15 protein-coding genes, 1 tRNA gene and 1 other RNA gene are annotated in these 14,373 nt (G+C 66.5%); 7 read left to right on the top strand and 10 right to left on the bottom strand.

The window, feature by feature from the left end:
* Nucleotides 1-3: 3 nt before the first annotated feature.
* Nucleotides 4-663 carry an HAD family hydrolase gene (locus QFZ53_RS11095; RefSeq protein ID WP_307296337.1) on the top strand — a complete coding sequence of 220 codons (660 nt, stop codon included), beginning with the start codon at nucleotides 4-6 and terminating at the stop codon, nucleotides 661-663.
* A gap of 18 nt (nucleotides 664-681) precedes the next feature.
* On the opposite strand, the gene QFZ53_RS11100 is transcribed toward QFZ53_RS11095, so the two are convergent.
* Nucleotides 682-1,323, bottom strand: a complete 642-nt coding sequence (locus QFZ53_RS11100; protein ID WP_292909963.1) for a class I SAM-dependent methyltransferase — start codon at nucleotides 1,321-1,323, stop codon at nucleotides 682-684.
* Nucleotides 1,324-1,390: 67 nt separating this feature from the next.
* On the opposite strand from QFZ53_RS11100, the gene hflX reads away from it, so the two are divergent.
* Nucleotides 1,391-2,902 (top strand): GTPase HflX, encoded by a 1,512-nt coding sequence (hflX, locus tag QFZ53_RS11105; RefSeq protein ID WP_307296341.1) that lies wholly within the window; start codon nucleotides 1,391-1,393, stop codon nucleotides 2,900-2,902.
* 28 nt (nucleotides 2,903-2,930) lie between these two features.
* Here the strand turns inward: hflX and QFZ53_RS11110 are convergent, their stop codons facing one another.
* From QFZ53_RS11110 to QFZ53_RS11130, 5 genes are read right to left on the bottom strand one after another with little or no spacing between them, the layout of a single operon-like run.
* Complete coding sequence (locus QFZ53_RS11110; protein WP_307296344.1) at nucleotides 2,931-3,497, bottom strand: hypothetical protein; 567 nt, start codon at nucleotides 3,495-3,497, stop codon at nucleotides 2,931-2,933.
* A complete protein-coding gene (locus QFZ53_RS11115) occupies nucleotides 3,478-4,284 on the bottom strand; it encodes a prolipoprotein diacylglyceryl transferase (RefSeq protein WP_292909969.1) in 807 nt (268 codons plus the stop codon). The genes QFZ53_RS11110 and QFZ53_RS11115 overlap by 20 nt, the downstream gene beginning before the upstream one ends.
* 3 nt (nucleotides 4,285-4,287) lie before the next feature.
* Nucleotides 4,288-4,596 carry a hypothetical protein gene (locus QFZ53_RS11120; protein WP_292909971.1) on the bottom strand — a complete coding sequence of 103 codons (309 nt, stop codon included), beginning with the start codon at nucleotides 4,594-4,596 and terminating at the stop codon, nucleotides 4,288-4,290.
* The gene (locus QFZ53_RS11125) at nucleotides 4,593-6,194 is read right to left on the bottom strand and encodes a radical SAM protein (protein ID WP_307296349.1); all 1,602 of its coding nucleotides are present in this window, start codon (nucleotides 6,192-6,194) and stop codon (nucleotides 4,593-4,595) included. The genes QFZ53_RS11120 and QFZ53_RS11125 overlap by 4 nt, the downstream gene beginning before the upstream one ends.
* Before the next feature lie 43 nt (nucleotides 6,195-6,237).
* Nucleotides 6,238-6,897, bottom strand: a complete 660-nt coding sequence (locus QFZ53_RS11130; protein WP_307296351.1) for an SIMPL domain-containing protein — start codon at nucleotides 6,895-6,897, stop codon at nucleotides 6,238-6,240.
* A gap of 132 nt (nucleotides 6,898-7,029) precedes the next feature.
* Here QFZ53_RS11130 and ssrA point away from each other — a divergent pair.
* Nucleotides 7,030-7,399: a transfer-messenger RNA gene (ssrA, locus tag QFZ53_RS11135) on the top strand.
* A 146-nt stretch (nucleotides 7,400-7,545) separates the two neighbouring features.
* On the opposite strand, the gene QFZ53_RS11140 is transcribed toward ssrA, so the two are convergent.
* From QFZ53_RS11140 to hisN, 3 genes are all read right to left on the bottom strand, one after another.
* Nucleotides 7,546-8,484, bottom strand: coding sequence for a hypothetical protein (locus QFZ53_RS11140; protein WP_307296353.1), 939 nt, complete (start codon nucleotides 8,482-8,484; stop codon nucleotides 7,546-7,548).
* Nucleotides 8,485-8,581: 97 nt separating this feature from the next.
* Entirely contained in the window at nucleotides 8,582-9,151 is a 570-nt protein-coding gene (locus QFZ53_RS11145) for a hypothetical protein (protein ID WP_292909979.1), read from the bottom strand.
* A 19-nt stretch (nucleotides 9,152-9,170) separates the two neighbouring features.
* Nucleotides 9,171-9,968 (bottom strand): histidinol-phosphatase, encoded by a 798-nt coding sequence (hisN, locus tag QFZ53_RS11150; protein WP_307296355.1) that lies wholly within the window; start codon nucleotides 9,966-9,968, stop codon nucleotides 9,171-9,173.
* 149 nt (nucleotides 9,969-10,117) lie between these two features.
* On the opposite strand from hisN, the gene QFZ53_RS11155 reads away from it, so the two are divergent.
* Nucleotides 10,118-10,190: transfer RNA gene (locus QFZ53_RS11155), tRNA-Lys, on the top strand.
* A gap of 66 nt (nucleotides 10,191-10,256) precedes the next feature.
* On the opposite strand, the gene QFZ53_RS11160 is transcribed toward QFZ53_RS11155, so the two are convergent.
* The gene (locus tag QFZ53_RS11160) at nucleotides 10,257-11,429 is read right to left on the bottom strand and encodes an MFS transporter (protein WP_307296358.1); all 1,173 of its coding nucleotides are present in this window, start codon (nucleotides 11,427-11,429) and stop codon (nucleotides 10,257-10,259) included.
* 168 nt (nucleotides 11,430-11,597) lie between these two features.
* On the opposite strand from QFZ53_RS11160, the gene QFZ53_RS11165 reads away from it, so the two are divergent.
* The 3 genes from QFZ53_RS11165 to QFZ53_RS11175 all read left to right on the top strand — a co-directional run bounded on the left by QFZ53_RS11165 (nucleotide 11,598) and on the right by QFZ53_RS11175 (nucleotide 14,243).
* Complete coding sequence (locus QFZ53_RS11165; protein WP_307296360.1) at nucleotides 11,598-12,812, top strand: serine hydrolase domain-containing protein; 1,215 nt, start codon at nucleotides 11,598-11,600, stop codon at nucleotides 12,810-12,812.
* Between the two features lie 9 nt (nucleotides 12,813-12,821).
* Nucleotides 12,822-13,526 carry a TetR/AcrR family transcriptional regulator gene (locus QFZ53_RS11170; protein WP_307296362.1) on the top strand — a complete coding sequence of 235 codons (705 nt, stop codon included), beginning with the start codon at nucleotides 12,822-12,824 and terminating at the stop codon, nucleotides 13,524-13,526.
* A 207-nt stretch (nucleotides 13,527-13,733) separates the two neighbouring features.
* Complete coding sequence (locus QFZ53_RS11175) at nucleotides 13,734-14,243, top strand: GNAT family N-acetyltransferase (protein ID WP_307296365.1); 510 nt, start codon at nucleotides 13,734-13,736, stop codon at nucleotides 14,241-14,243.
* Nucleotides 14,244-14,373 lie beyond the last annotated feature (130 nt).

Raw genomic sequence — 14,373 nt, forward strand, 5'->3', positions numbered from 1 at the left:
CCGGTGTCCGCCCCGTTCGAACTGGTGATCTTCGACTGCGACGGTGTTCTCGTCGACAGCGAGAGGCTCTCTGTCGAGATCGATCGTGAGGTCCTCGCGACCCTGGGCTGGAAGCTCACGCCTGAAGAGATCGTCCACCGGTTCGTCGGGCGTTCGACCGACCACTTCCGGGCGGAGATCGAGGAGCACCTGGGGTGCGCGCTGCCGGACGACTGGGAATCGCCCTTTCAGCCTCTCTATGTGGAGGCCTTCGAACGCGAACTCGACGCGGTGGACGGTGTCGAGAGCGCTCTCGATGCGATCTCCGTGCCTACGTGCGTCGCCTCGAGTGGACCTCACGAGAAGATCCGGCGCTCACTCGGGTTGACCGGACTGCTCTCACGATTCGATGGCCGCATCTTCAGCGCCGACGACGTCTTCGAGGGCAAACCCGCACCCGACCTGTTCCTGCACGCCGCTGCTCGAATGGGCGTCGCACCGTCTCGATGCGCCGTGGTCGAGGACAGCCGGTTCGGTGTGCAAGCCGCCCGGGCCGCGGGAATGCGGTCCTACGGATACGCAGGCGGATTGACTCCGGCGGAATGGCTGGCGGGGGAGGACACCGAGGTGTTCAGCGACATGGCGGAGTTGCCCGCTCTGCTCGGTATGGCAGCCGCGGGATGAGCCGCGCGCTCGCATTGCTCAACCGATGATGATCGGTTCGGTCGGAGGTGTGCCGTGACGACGGACCTTCAGCACTCGGTAGCCCTTGCCGGTCGTCGTGCGGAACACGCTGTAGCCGGGGTGGAAGGTCGCCGCGATCCAGCGCTGCAGCGAATCCGCGCCGAGATTGCGCTGCACGACGAGCCACGCGTCGCTGCGCTCGTCGAGACGAGGGATCCAGCGCTCCAGGAGTCCGTGGAGCTCGTTCTTGCCCACACGGATCGGTGGATTGGAGCGGATGGTCCGGAACGTGACGTCAGCGGGAACATCTTCGGGGAGTGAAGCGTTGACATTGGTGAGCCCGAGAGATGCCGCGTTGCGGCGCACCAGATCGAGGGCGCGCTCATTGACATCGACAGCCCATACGGTCGCGTGCGGCGCCGCCAAGGCCATCGACAGCGTGATCGGACCCCATCCGCTTCCGAGGTCGAGGAGATTGCCGCCGGGAGGAACAGGTGGCATGTTGGCGAGAAGCACTGCAGTGCCGGCATCCAACCGATCCGGGCTGAAGACGCCGCCAGCGGTGGTGACGTCGAGCTCACGGCCTGCGAGCGACACACGGATCGTACGCAGGTTCTCGGGGCTTGCCGGGGCCGCAGTGAAGTAGTGGTCGGACCCCATACCGTGAGCGTACCGGACAGCGCGGGTAAGGTTAAGACTCCGCGCAAAAGCCAGAGACAAGGACCGGATGACGGACACCACCAACCACTCGACCGACGACGAAGCAGTCGAACGCGTTCTCGCGAACGCGGACAAGCGCACGGAAGCGCGCGTCTTCGGGGCAGCACAGGCGCTGCAGGATGCCGCCACCGCAGGATACGGCTCGGGAGACGGCGACCAGTGGGACCTCGCCGACCGGCACGCGCTACGTCGCGTGCAGGGACTGTCGACCGAGCTCGAAGACGTCACCGAAGTCGAGTACCGGCAGCTGCGGCTGGAGAACGTCGTCCTCGTGGGCGTGTATCCGCAGGGCGCTCAGGAGGATGCTGAGAACTCCTTGCGTGAGCTCGCCGCCCTCGCCGAGACGGCGGGCGCCGTCGTGCTCGACGGCGTGCTTCAGCGACGCCCGCATCCGGACGCGGCGACCTACATCGGGCGAGGCAAGGCGCAGGAGCTCAAGGACATCGTCGCTGCCACCGGCGCCGACACCGTGATCGCCGATACCGAGCTCGCACCCAGCCAGCGCCGCGCGCTGGAAGACGTCGTCAAGGTGAAGGTGATCGATCGCACCACCGTCATCCTCGACATCTTCAGCCAGCATGCGAAGAGCCGTGAGGGCAAGGCCCAGGTCGAGCTCGCGCAGCTCGAGTACCTGCTGCCGCGCCTGCGCGGCTGGGGAGAGTCGATGAGCCGCCAGGCCGGTGGCCAGGTCGGAGCCGGCGGTGCCGGCATGGGCTCACGTGGTCCCGGTGAGACCAAGATCGAGCTCGATCGTCGACGCATCCGCACGAAGATGGCGCTCCTGCGCAAGCAGATCCGAGACTTCGCGCCCGGCCGTGAGGCGAAGCGCGCTGAGCGCAAGCGCAACACGATCCCTTCGGTGGCGATCGCCGGGTACACGAACGCGGGTAAGTCGAGCCTGCTCAACGCGCTCACGAGCGCAGGCGTGCTCGTCGAGAACGCCCTCTTCGCGACTCTCGATGCCACAGTGCGCCGCTCAGAGACCAGTGACGGTCGTGTGTACACGCTGACCGACACGGTCGGTTTCGTGCGCAACCTTCCGCATCAGCTCGTCGAGGCCTTCCGCTCGACCCTCGAAGAGGTCGGCGACGCCGACGTCGTGCTGCATGTCGTCGACGGATCGCACCCCGATCCGGCCGGCCAGCTGCAGACCGTGCGTGACGTGATGGGTGACGTGGGCGTACGCGACATGCCGGAGATCGTCGTCTTCAACAAGGCCGACCTCATCGCCGACGACGAGCGCCTGGTCCTGAGGGGACTCGAACCCAAGGCGCACTTCGTGTCGTCCCGCTCCGGCGAGGGCATCGACGAGTTGCGGGAAGCCATCGAAGCCGCGCTGCCGACGCCCGCGATCGAGGTGAACGCGGTGATCCCCTACGAGCGCGGTGATCTCGTCGCAGCCATCCACGAAACCGGGATGCTGCTGTCAGTCGAGCACCGTGAGGCGGGCACCGCCGTGCACGCGCGCGTCTCGGAACGGCTCGCCGCAGAGCTCGCGGAGTTCTCGGCGACGGACTGACCGGGGCTGAACCGCCGGGCAGGGCGCTCTACGCGAACAGCAGCGTGCTGCAGGGTCCGAGTACGACGAGCCAGCCCGCCGCTGCCACGATCAGGATGCCGACGCCGAATCCGCGGGTTCTGGGAGAGAAGAGCAGCCCGACGCCGACGAGCACGGGCAGCCCGAAGATCACGAAGTATGCTGCGGGGCCGGCCTGACTCAGCACCGACATCGTGCCCAGGAAGAGGAAGAACGCGACGACGTAGGACAGGCATCCGATCCCGCTCCCGATGCCGATCTTGGCGCCGTTGCCGAGGCCTCTCTTCTGCCCGTACGGCGGGCCGGGTGGCATGCCGTACGGCACCTGAGGGACTTGTCCGTAGAACTGCGGTTGACCGGAGTGCAGCGGCTGACCGGAGTAGGGAGGCTGACCGGAGTACGGCAGTTGGGCCGGGTACGGCGGCTGGGCCGGGTACGGCGGAGCGGCTGCCGGAGCCGGCTGCACGGGTGGAACACCGGTCGACGGTGGCACGGCGGGCTGCGGCGGCACGACCGGTTCGGGCGGCACCACGGCATCCTGTTCTTCGGGACTGCCGTCAGGCGGGTTGATGCTCATTCTGTGTCCTCCGGTCGGCGGGGATGAACGCGCCCTTCCGCCACAACCATACGAGGCGGATGGCGAGCAGCGGGAGAGTCGCGAGCAGGAACAGCTGCGGGCGCGTGAAGACGAGCCAGGCGACGTCGTTGCCGCGCACGAACTCGACGAGGAAGCGGAAGACCGCATACGCAGCGATGTAGAGGGTGAGCGTCTCTCCGCTGCGGAGTCCGAGATGCCGCAGCCAGAACCACAGCACGATGAACGCCGCGGCGTGGAAGACGATCTCGTACACGAAGCTCGGATGCAGGCCGACACCCGCCGGTGCACCCAGCCGGGTCGCCTGAGCGGGCGTCAGGACGATGCCCCAGTCGCCACCCGTGGGCGTGCCCGGGTCCTCGGTGAACAGGCATCCGAATCGGCCGATGGCCATGGCGAGAGCCACAGCGGGCGCGAAGAGATCGCCGCTGCGATCCCGGTATCCGACGATCCGCTTGGTGACGTGCACGCCCGCCCACGCGCCGACCAGAGCCGACAGGATCGAGGCGTTGCCCGACACCAGCTGCTCGCCCAGACTGAGGTTCTGCGACGGATCCAGATGCTGCGCCCAGGTGCCCAGTCGCGAGAAGATCGCCGCTCCGATGAGAGCGCCCAGCACGAGGTACGGGATCCGCGGATCGTTCGCGCCGCGTCGACGCGCTTCGACCCAGAACACGAGACCGCCCGCGAGCAGCCCGATTCCGACGAAGAACCCGTGGGTCTCGATCGGCGGGCCGAATCCGAACAGGTCGGTCAGGGTGGGGAACATCGGCTATCCCAGCATCCGCATCCAGAGCATCACCCAGAACGGGATCGCCGCCGCCGAGAGCACAGCGAGCACGATGAGGTAGGCGAGCACGTTGCGCGTGTCGCCGAGTTTGCAGCGCGAGCGCAGGAGGCCAGCTCGCCGGGCCTGTGCGTACGCGACGATCGCGATACCGGAGAAGCCCAGCAGCGCGACCGGACCGAGGACGCATGTGATCAGTGCGACGGTGGCGTTGACGCACAGCCGCAGCGGGTCGCGCGCGTTCGGGGGATCACCGACGCTCGGATCGCGCTGGTTCAACGGCCACGTGGTCATGATGTCGCCGCTGAACCGACGAGGGGCAGTGAGGTGCGGCCCGTGGCGGTCGATAGCTTCTGATCGGACAGGGGCTTCCACGCCTGCACGGCGCAGAACGGAGCGCACTGATGCTCGTCGGTCTCGCCGTTGACGGTGGCGACGTGCACACAGCACTGCAGCAGACGTTCCTCGATCATGGTGTTGATGTCCATGAACGGCTTGACGGTGATGCGCTTCACCCGTTCGCCGAGGAAACGACGCAGCCGCTTGTGCTGTCCGGGGAGGGCCGCCGTGGCGAGCTTTGTGAGTGTGCCGATGCCGAGATCGCACCCGGTGCAGATGTCCTTCCACAGCGACCCGATCGACGGGTGCGACAGCGACGACTGCTCGCTCAGCAGGTCGAGCAGCGACTGCTTCACGCTGTCCTTGAGGGCTTGGTTGACGTTGCTGTCCGCGATCCGGTTCGCGATGAGGTCGGGGTTCAGGTCGAGGAACTGCTTGAGCTGCTCGTGGCCGACCAGCGCCGTGAGGGACCGCCAGCTGTCGGAGTCGTCGCGGAGCAGATAGCCGACCGAGCAGCAGTGCGGGTGGCTGCAGGGGAGCGCCGTGAGGTCCTGCCAGGTGACTTCGCCGTCGGTCTGCGGCCCCAGGCGCGCGAGGACGCCGGTGTGGGTCAGCCGATCCGTCACGTCGATTCCGCTCGAGCGCCCTGACCCGAAGACGGGCTGGATGGTGACGCCTCCGACATAGGGTGTCACCATCGCGCGACGGACGACGGTGCCGATCTCATGGTCGTTGACGCCGAGGGCGGCGGTCATCGTCAGGGTCGTGAAGATGCCGGCACCTGACAGCCTCTCGAGGGCGCGCTCCTTGAACCGCCGGATGTCGGCACCGCGGTGGAACTTCGAGGTCTCGGCTTCTTCTCCGTCGTACTGCAGATAGATCTCGACGCGTTCGCGGTGCCGCGTGAGTACGGCGAGGAACTCATCGTCGTTGGCGATCCGCAACCCGTTCGAGTTGATCAGGATCCTCACGATCGGCCGGGCGACCAGGTGCTCGAGCAACTGTTCGAGCCAGGGGTAGAGCGTCGGCTCGCCGCCCGACAGCATCAACACGTCGATGCGGTCGTTCTCCCGCGCGAGCTTGGCATCCACCGACGCGAGCACCTGTTCGAGCGGCGCCACGGCGCTCGCGGCCGGACTGGACTCGGCGAAGCACGTGGGACAGCGCAGGTTGCAGTGGTCGGTGATGTCGGCGAGCAGGATGCAGGTGTGCTGGGTCTGCATCTCCGGAAGGCCGTCGAGGTACGCCTCCGGAACGGGCGCGAAGTTGCCGACGACGTCGGGAGTGTGCGCCTTGGTCGGCGCCGTCCACTGCTCCAGATAGCGGAGTATCTCGGCGGACTCGTCGTAGAGCGTCCGCTGCAGACCGTGCTCCCGACATCCGCGCTCGAGCCAGATCGTCCCGTCGCGGTCGGCCAGCCATCCGGACAGACGCTTCACTTCCGACAGCGGGCGATCGGGATCCTCGGCGTGGCATTCGGGGCAGAACGCGTTGACGTACCGGTGGATGCGGTAGTCGCGGAGGGGCATTCCGGTCGTCGTCGGCTGAGGCATGGTCTGAAGCTAGCAGTCGTCGGCGCGCATCATCCGACGACGCTCAGTGAGCGGCGAAGCGGGCTTCGACGGTTGCGGAGATCACGATGTCTTCGGGCTCGTACTCCATCGCGGGCGCGGAATCGGCGGCGAAGGCCATGCCACGGGCCTTCGTCATCGGCGACGGCCCCGGCTGGCCTGAGGAGATGAGGCCGGTGTCGGCGATCTCGAGCGGCGTCACATCGTTCATGCCGAGGGCTCCCGCGTAGGCGTGCGCCCTCGTGACGGCCACGCCGACCGCTGCCGCGGCCACTTCGCGTTCGATCCGGGCAGTCGTCTCGGGTGTGAGATGCCAGTTGACCCAGCCCACTTCGATGCCCTCCCAGGATGAGATCTCCGAGATCCAGATCGACAACTCGGATGCCTCGACGAACGTGGCCGTGAAGTCCACGTTCGCGTAGTAGACCGGAGCGAGTCGTTTGCCCTCGGCATTCCACGGGCGCTCTGCCCGCACCGAGAAGTTCCTGCTGCTCCACTCGAGGACGGCACCCGCATCCTTGCGGGCGGCGATGCTCGTGCGCAGCGGCTCTGCGAGGCGCAGGGCGCTGTCGACGACTGCAGTGCGTTCGGGACCTTCGGTGCGCACGCTGATGCGGACGCTGGCTCGCTCCGGAGCCACTCGTGCCTCGTGTTCGCCGCGGACGGTGATGATCACATCGCTCATGCCCGCGACTCTACGCCTGCCTGGGGGAATGGCGGAGCCACTCGAATCGTTGTAAGCTGTGAGGCTCGGGTGCACAGCATCCGATCTGGTAATTACACAGTGCGACAGCGGCTCCTTCGAGAGAAGGACCACGGGGCTGATCGGTTTCGACAGCGCCTGTGAATCCACGAGAAGCGGGCCGAGGATGCAGGGTTATCTCGTGAACGCTCCCTGCAAAACAATAAGTGCCGAAACCAAGCGCACTGACTTCGCCCTCGCTGCCTAAGCGAGCCCGATAGTCCGTCAGGCCGTATGTGATTCCGATACGGATCCTGGCGTCATTTAGGAATCTTGCTGTGTGACGGCGTCTGGACGTCACGCGGGACTCTTCCCAGGCTGGGCTTGTCGACTTAGGTGTCTGTGACAAAGGTCGGAGCCGAGCAGAACGTCTGCACAGACTGCGCCCGGAGAAGGCGTGGAGACTCAGCGTTGGACGGGGGTTCGATTCCCCCCAGCTCCACAAACGATTGAGCCGAGGTTCGAGAGCTTGCTCTCGAACCCAGGCGATTGAGTTTTGTAGAAGTGGCGAGCGAAGCACGCCACGATACAGGTCGCTGTCGCGAGTGAAGAGCCCCTGCAGGTCGATGACCGGCAGGGGCTCTTCGCGTGTCACTCGCCGAACGTGTAGTCGATCTTGAGGAGGACGTCGAGCTTCGCATTCGACGGGAGGTCCTCGACGTCGACCTCGGTATTGTCGTATGCCGGGTCGAGGCCGCACGAGACCGTGAGGGTGCCGCCGTTGGCTGGGAAGTCGGTCAGATCCGAGCAGATCCCGATCAGCTCGTCGTCGACGAAGACCGCCAGGTAGACCTCCGTGTACTCGGCGGCTGCCGACAGCGTCGAGGCGAGATCGGCTTCGGCGTGGCCATCTCCGGTGCGGGCTTCGACGATCGTCGCACCCCCGCTGAGGGGCGGGTCGATCCACTCTATGTCCAGCTGCTCGACCACGAAGTGGTCGAGCTCGTCGAGGACGGTGAGGAAGCTGGCGTCCAAGACCGTGGTCTGATCAGGCAGCAGGTAGAACAGATCCAGCGTCCGGTAGATGATGCGACCGTCAGCGTCGTACGCGGTGATGTCGAAAGAGGAGCGCGCGACCTGGTTGCTGCTCGTGTTCGTCACGAGCGCGTACAGCGTGGAGATGCTCGAATCGGATGCGAGTGCGAAATGATCCACTCGAAGGTCGGAGGCGACCGTCACGGGGTAGTCCTGGACCTCTGTGGTCGTGGATCCCGCGGAAGTTCCCTGCGAGGTCGACGTGGGATCGGGGGTCGGATGAGGCGTCGACGCCGAACCACCCTGCATCAGCAATGCTGTCGAGACGCCCAAGCCGATCGTCGACAGCAGCAGCGCGGAGCATGCGATCGCGAGCACGATGACCGCGATGTTCCGCTTCCCCGGCGACGCGGGGCGGGAAGGCAGTGCCGGGGGTGCGGTCTGGGTGGGCAGCGGCACTGCCGGCTGGGCGGGCGCGAGGGGAGGAGCGAAGACAGGCGGAGCCAGGGGCACTCGCTGCTGCAGAGGGTCCTGTCGTGGCTCGTCCGTCGTCATGCTCGCGTTCTCCCCACGGTTGCCGTCACGCGTCCATGCGCTGGCAGGAAGCCTATCGTCAGTCCTCTGCTGCGCGCCGCTGGCCGATATCGAGGAGTCAACCGGCCCAATCGATGAGGATGAGGCCCTGCTTGGTGTCGGACAGCTTCACCCAGCCGTCGCCGAACAGGTACGTCATTCCGTAGCCCTCGTCATCCGTACCCAGGGAGAACTGCGGGTCCTCCGTGAAGTAGCTGCCCTCGGGGCCGTTCTCGCGGAGCCACCCGCTCTCGAGCAGCGATGCCTGGGCTGCGGCCGCGTCGTCGGACGATATCTCCGCCCAGCCGTAGAGCTGTCCGTGATCGGTCGCGATCGTGTAGTCGGCCCAGAAGCACAGCATGCCGTCGGGCAGCGCGATGTCGCCGATCACGAAGTCCTGGCGCTTCGGCGTCCAGCCGATGGCAGTCAGCGCCTCCACAGTGCCCTCGGTGATGATCGTGTCGCAGGCGGGCTTGCCGTCAGTCGCATCAGGGGCCTCGGTCTCGACCGGCTGAACCGTGGGCTCCGGCGTCGTCTCGGCAGCGGGTCTCGTCGGCTTCGGCTCGGACGGGGGCGCGCCGGAGCACGCCGTGAGGACGACGGCGAGGAGCAGCGCCGAGAGGGCTGCGGCGGGGATGCGGGGGTTCATCTCGTGCCTTGAGGTCTGGTCAGTCGTGCAGGAGGGCGAGGAAGGCGTCGTGGAGGATGCCGTTGCTTGCGAGTGTCGAGCGGTCCGAGATCGTCTCAGCGCCCTCGAAAGACGTCATCCGGCCGCCTGCTTCTCGGACGATCGGCACGGCCGCGGCGATGTCGTACTCTTTGACGTCGAACTCGGCGACCATGTCCACACGTCCCTCGGCGAGCATCATGTACGAGTACACGTCGCCGTAGGCACGGTCGCGCCAGACCCGGTCAGCAAGCGTGAGCAGCTGGTCGAGATGGCCGGAGCGCGACCACTGCGCAATGCTCTGGAAGCTCACGCTCGCATCGTCGAGGGAGCTGACGGAGGACGTGCTGAGGCGACGCGCCCCGGCATCCGTCGTCGTCCATGCGCCGCCGCCCGTCGACGCCCACCAGCGGCGTCCGAGCGCAGGCATGCTGACGACGCCGACCTGGGGGACCCCGTCGATGGCGAGGGCGATCATCGTGCCCCACAGCGGGATGCCCCGCAGATAGTTGGCGGTGCCGTCGATCGGATCGATGATCCACTGGCGCTGGGTGCCGCCCTGGGCCCCGAACTCCTCGCCGAAGATGCCGTCCTCGGGGCGCTCGGCTTCGATGAGTCCTCTGATTGCACGCTCGGTCGCAAGGTCGGCGTCGGTGACGTGCGAGTTGTCGGCCTTCGTCGAGATCTGCAGATCGGCGCTGTCGAAGCGGGCCAGGGACTGCTCGTCGGCCGCATCGGCGAGCCGAAGGGCGAGAGCGAGGTCGGAGGAGAGATCGTCGGCGCGGAGGGAGGCGGTCACGGCACCAAGGATAGTCGTCCGATCTGACTGCGGTCTGCGCCGCCGACATGCTGCGACACGCGCGGGAGGAGCAGCGCCCGGCCTCGATTTCACATGCGGCCCAACCGCTGGTAATGTAATTCCTCGGCCGGGGATGCTTCCCAGGCCACGCACCTCTAGCTCAATCGGCAGAGCAACTGACTCTTAATCAGTGGGTTCAGGGTTCAAGTCCCTGGGGGTGCACGGATCAGCCCCGATGACTCTCGCCAGTCATCGGGGCTTTTCTGCGTCTACGAAGACCTGTGGGACTCAGGCGGAAGGCGCATCCGAGTCCAGGCTCTCCGTCACGGCACCGTTCGGGCTCAGCGGCAATTGCAGGAGTCGAATTGCCGCGAGCGATATCGCGATGACGACGCCTGTCGCGAGACCCGTCGGGCCGAGGTGGTCGAGTGTCAACCCGACGGCTGCCGGCCCGATTCCCGTTCCGAGTGCAAGGGCCCCGGCCGAAGCTGCAACCCACCTTCCGCTTCGATCGAACTGGGCCGCCGCGGCGAGCACGAGTACGAGTGTTGCAAGATAGCCGACCTGCCAGACGACGCACGCGACGGCGAAGACGCCGGGGGAGCCGGTGGTTACGACGGCGACTTTTGCGGCAACGCCGAGCGCAAGGACGCATGCGAGCGCGGCACGTGTCCCGACAACGCGACGAAGAAGGACGCCCAACGGCACGCCGGCGAGGGCAGCGATGGCCGCGACGCCGAGGACCGCGGCTGCTGACGAGGCGTCGAGCCCTGCGCCGGTGCGGCCAAGCACGTCCGCATACGACCAGATCCCTTGCTCGCTCATTCCGAACAGTGCGACGGCCGCGACGAACACCCAACTCAGCGGAGGGCCATCGCCCGCACGATGGGCCATGGTCGTTCGGGGCAGTCCGCGCACGAGCACCAAGCCGAGTGCGCAGCAACCGGCCAGAAGTGCAAAGCCACCAGCGTCACCGAGGAGTCTGTTCGCGAGCGGAATCGCCAGTATCAGGGCAGCGATGGCGATGGTGCTGGAGAGCAACGTGAGGGTCGTTGCGCGATCGCTGTTCGGAGTGGAGCTGAGCGCGGCTGACGCTGCGGCGAAAGTCGCGCCCAGACCAGCGCCGATGACGGCGTTGGCCCCGAAGAGGATCTCGGTCGACGGTGCGATCCAGGCGCAGGTGAACCCGATGGCAGCGACGGCGAGTCCGATCTGGCTGAGGCGTACCCGTCCGAGGCCTGCAGCGCGCGCGGAGAATGTCAACGCCACTGCTGCAGTCATCAGCAATTGCACGGCGGCGATCATGCCTGCTGTCGTCGCTGAGAGGTCGAAGCGCTTCATGAAACCGTCCAACAGCAAAGGCATCAGATTTCCGCCGACGTTGCCGAGCGTCATGCCTGTGGCGAGCGCAAGCAGCGATGACGCTGTGAGCCCCTGGCGGTCCCGAGTCGCGCGGATCACTCGTCGCAACCTGGTGGCGAGATGGCCTGTTCCGCGCCCATCAACGATCTGATCATGTGTCTTCCCTTCGGGTGCTCTGGCGTCCAGAGGTGACAGTCTCAGCGATACACCAACGGTGTCACCAGTGGTGACTATAGTGGAAGCGGAGAAGAAGATGGAGGTGTGCCGATGAAGCGGATGCTGATTCTGGGCGGAGCGCTCGGTGCGGTGCTGACCGGAGGGACATGGCTGTGGCGACACCATGGCGAGCTTGCCTCGAATCGCCCCGTCAACGAGTGGACGTTCACCCACATGGACAAGCTGATGCCGAGCGAACGCGTGCTCCGGCCGGAGTCCTCACGCGCTCTTCTGCGTCGCGGAAAGTTGCCGGACGTGCGGTACTGCTTCGACGGGCGGCGCTACTCACTGGCTGAGCTGCATCGCCGCACGAACACCACGTCGTTCGTCGTCGTGCATCGCGGTCGTGTGGTGGCGGAGGAGTATCCGGGATGGTTCGCGGCCCCCGGTGTTCGATTCCAGGCGTTCTCCCTCACGAAATCCGTCACCTCGCTACTCATCGGCATCGCCCTTGAACAAGGGGAGATCGGCTCGATCGATGACCCGATCGTGGATTACTGTCCGCAGCTGCGGGGCTCCGGGTACGACGGCCCGAGCATCGGCGATCTGCTGAACATGACCAGCGGCGTGGGAGGTCTCGAGGACTGGAGCGTCGCGGATGCTCCGATCCACCGTTTCGAGAGGGCGGTCACGACGGGTGGTTCCGTGCTGGATGTCATCCGCTCGCTGCCGATCATGTCTGCGCCGGGTCAGCGGTTCAACTACTCGACCATCGACAGTCATGTCCTCGGCTGGGTCCTCGAGGCGGCGACAGGACGAACTTTGGCGCAGAATGCCTCAGCTCGACTGTGGTCGCCGATGGGCGCGGAGCACGAGGGGTACTACTTTCTCACCCGCGGTCGACCGAGGACCGCTCTGGGGGGAGGGTCGTTGAACTCCACCGCGAGAGATCTCGCCAGAATAGGCATGGTCATGGCCGATGGCGGGCGGGTCGGTGCGGATCAGGTGGTGCCCGAAGCCTGGGTGCTCCGCAGCCGCGGCGCCGGCGCACCGAGCCTTCAGGTCGGGGCTCTCGGACCGAGCGGATACCCGCACTACGGGTATTCGAATCAATGGTGGACCTTGGGCGGACCGCACAGGGCGTTCACAGGGCTCGGCGTGCACGGACAGTACCTCTGGGTCGATCCGGATCGAGAGACCGTCATCGTGAAGACCAGCGCATGGAACCATCCCGACGACCCGGACCGAGATCGCGAGACCGTCGCCGCCCTCAGCGCAGTCGTCGACGCTCTCCAGGAGAGCGGTTCGACAACAGCCCCAGGATAGGGTCTGATCATGCAGGAACAGCGCCCGCGAGGTCCGCGCAGCGGGCACCCGCTCACCAAAGCGGTCATCATCGACGCCGCGATGCTGATCGTCGAACAGGGAGGGGCCAACGCCCTGACTCTCCGCCGCCTCGGCGCGGAACTCGGCACCGATCACACGGCTGTCCTACGTCATTTCCGAGGCAAGGATCAGATCATCCTCGGCCTCGCAGAGAGGCTGATGTCGGAGGCGCTGTCGGAGTTCGAGCCGGGGAGCGGGTGGCGTGCGACGCTGTCTCAACTGGCTCGTCAGGTGCGGCAGACCTGTATCCGGCATCCTTCTGTCGCCGTCCTCGCCGCCATGCGGGTGTCGCGGAGTCCGGACGAGTTCCGCGGGGCGGACATCGTCATAGCGGCCCTGTCGCAGGTGGGGCTCCGTGGCAGGAAGGCGGCGTTGATCTATCGCACGATCACCGACCTGGCGTTGGCCGCCGGCTCCTACGAGGCCGCGATGCTGACGCTCGACGAGTCGGCGCGCGATGGCGACCGCGAAGCGCTTCGGCGCGAGTATCTGCTGGCGTCACCGCGTGACTATCCGCATCTGGCCGCCGTCGCCCAGTTCCTGGCCGATGTCGACGACGAAGAGCAGTTCGAGACCGCGCTCGAGCTCATCCTGGATGGTATCGAGGTGCACGCAGCGCGCGTCGCAGGTTCCTCGGAGACGTCCCCTGGGTAGGTGCATCCGGCCAGATGAACCAAGACGTGAGATGAGGACCATTTGAGAACCGCACATGTCCCGCAGGGGGTACGGCCCGCAACTCTCGTCGACCTCGACGAGATGACACGAATTCTCGCGGCGGCCTTCTTGGAAGATCCGGTCTGGGGCCCCGCGTTTCCGGATCTCGCGACGCGTCCGCAGGTGGCTGGTGCGTATTGGCGGTTCATGGTTAGGGAAGCCCTGCGTTTCACCGAGTCGCGAGTACTCGAGGGTGCTCACGGTGGTGAGAGCGACTCGCTGACGTCGGGCGGCCGCGGCGCACTTCGTGCCGTCTCCGTGTGGTATCCGCCGGGCGCAGACGAGGTTTCCGACGAGGCCCATCCTGCATACGAGGCCCTGGTCGGCGAACTGCTGGATGCGGAGGCGGCTGCCGCTTTGGAGCAGGCCGGTGTCCGGTTCGCTGATGCCCGGCCCAGCGAACCGCACGCCTACCTGACATTGCTCGGCGTAGCTCCCGAGGCCCGTGGCGGCGGGCACGGCATGGCGTTGCTCAGGACGGCACTCGCCCAGTACGACGAGGCGGGGATCCCTACCTATCTGGAGTCGTCGAACCCGGCGAACGATGCACGATACGAAAGACTCGGGTACCGCCCCCGCGATGTCGTGGAACTCGCAGGCGGTGCGCGGGTGCAGACCTTCTGGCGTGATCCGCACGTCGCTCGACCGACGTTCTGACGCCTGACCCGCGGGGCCCCGGAGCACTCCGCGTGCGCGATCTGCGGGTCTGGCAAGCCGATGTCGAACGGCGTGCCCGCCGAGAGACGGGTCGCCCCTTTCGTGATGCGCAGCGGTGGTGTCGAGTTCT

Source organism: Microbacterium natoriense, assembly GCF_030816295.1.
Taxonomy (GTDB): domain Bacteria; phylum Actinomycetota; class Actinomycetes; order Actinomycetales; family Microbacteriaceae; genus Microbacterium; species Microbacterium natoriense_A.

Coding starts and splice junctions, on each gene's coding strand:
- QFZ53_RS11140 (WP_307296353.1), bottom strand. CDS start 8,484: ATGACGACGGACGAGCCACGACAGGACCCTCTGCAGCAGCGAGTGCCC.
- QFZ53_RS11120 (WP_292909971.1), bottom strand. CDS start 4,596: ATGACCACGTGGCCGTTGAACCAGCGCGATCCGAGCGTCGGTGATCCC.
- QFZ53_RS11100 (WP_292909963.1), bottom strand. CDS start 1,323: ATGGGGTCCGACCACTACTTCACTGCGGCCCCGGCAAGCCCCGAGAAC.
- QFZ53_RS11115 (WP_292909969.1), bottom strand. CDS start 4,284: ATGTTCCCCACCCTGACCGACCTGTTCGGATTCGGCCCGCCGATCGAG.
- QFZ53_RS11145 (WP_292909979.1), bottom strand. CDS start 9,151: ATGAACCCCCGCATCCCCGCCGCAGCCCTCTCGGCGCTGCTCCTCGCC.
- hflX (WP_307296341.1), top strand. CDS start 1,391: ATGACGGACACCACCAACCACTCGACCGACGACGAAGCAGTCGAACGC.
- QFZ53_RS11130 (WP_307296351.1), bottom strand. CDS start 6,897: ATGAGCGATGTGATCATCACCGTCCGCGGCGAACACGAGGCACGAGTG.
- QFZ53_RS11170 (WP_307296362.1), top strand. CDS start 12,822: ATGCAGGAACAGCGCCCGCGAGGTCCGCGCAGCGGGCACCCGCTCACC.
- QFZ53_RS11165 (WP_307296360.1), top strand. CDS start 11,598: ATGAAGCGGATGCTGATTCTGGGCGGAGCGCTCGGTGCGGTGCTGACC.
- QFZ53_RS11110 (WP_307296344.1), bottom strand. CDS start 3,497: ATGAGCATCAACCCGCCTGACGGCAGTCCCGAAGAACAGGATGCCGTG.
- QFZ53_RS11175 (WP_307296365.1), top strand. CDS start 13,734: ATGGTTAGGGAAGCCCTGCGTTTCACCGAGTCGCGAGTACTCGAGGGT.
- QFZ53_RS11125 (WP_307296349.1), bottom strand. CDS start 6,194: ATGCCTCAGCCGACGACGACCGGAATGCCCCTCCGCGACTACCGCATC.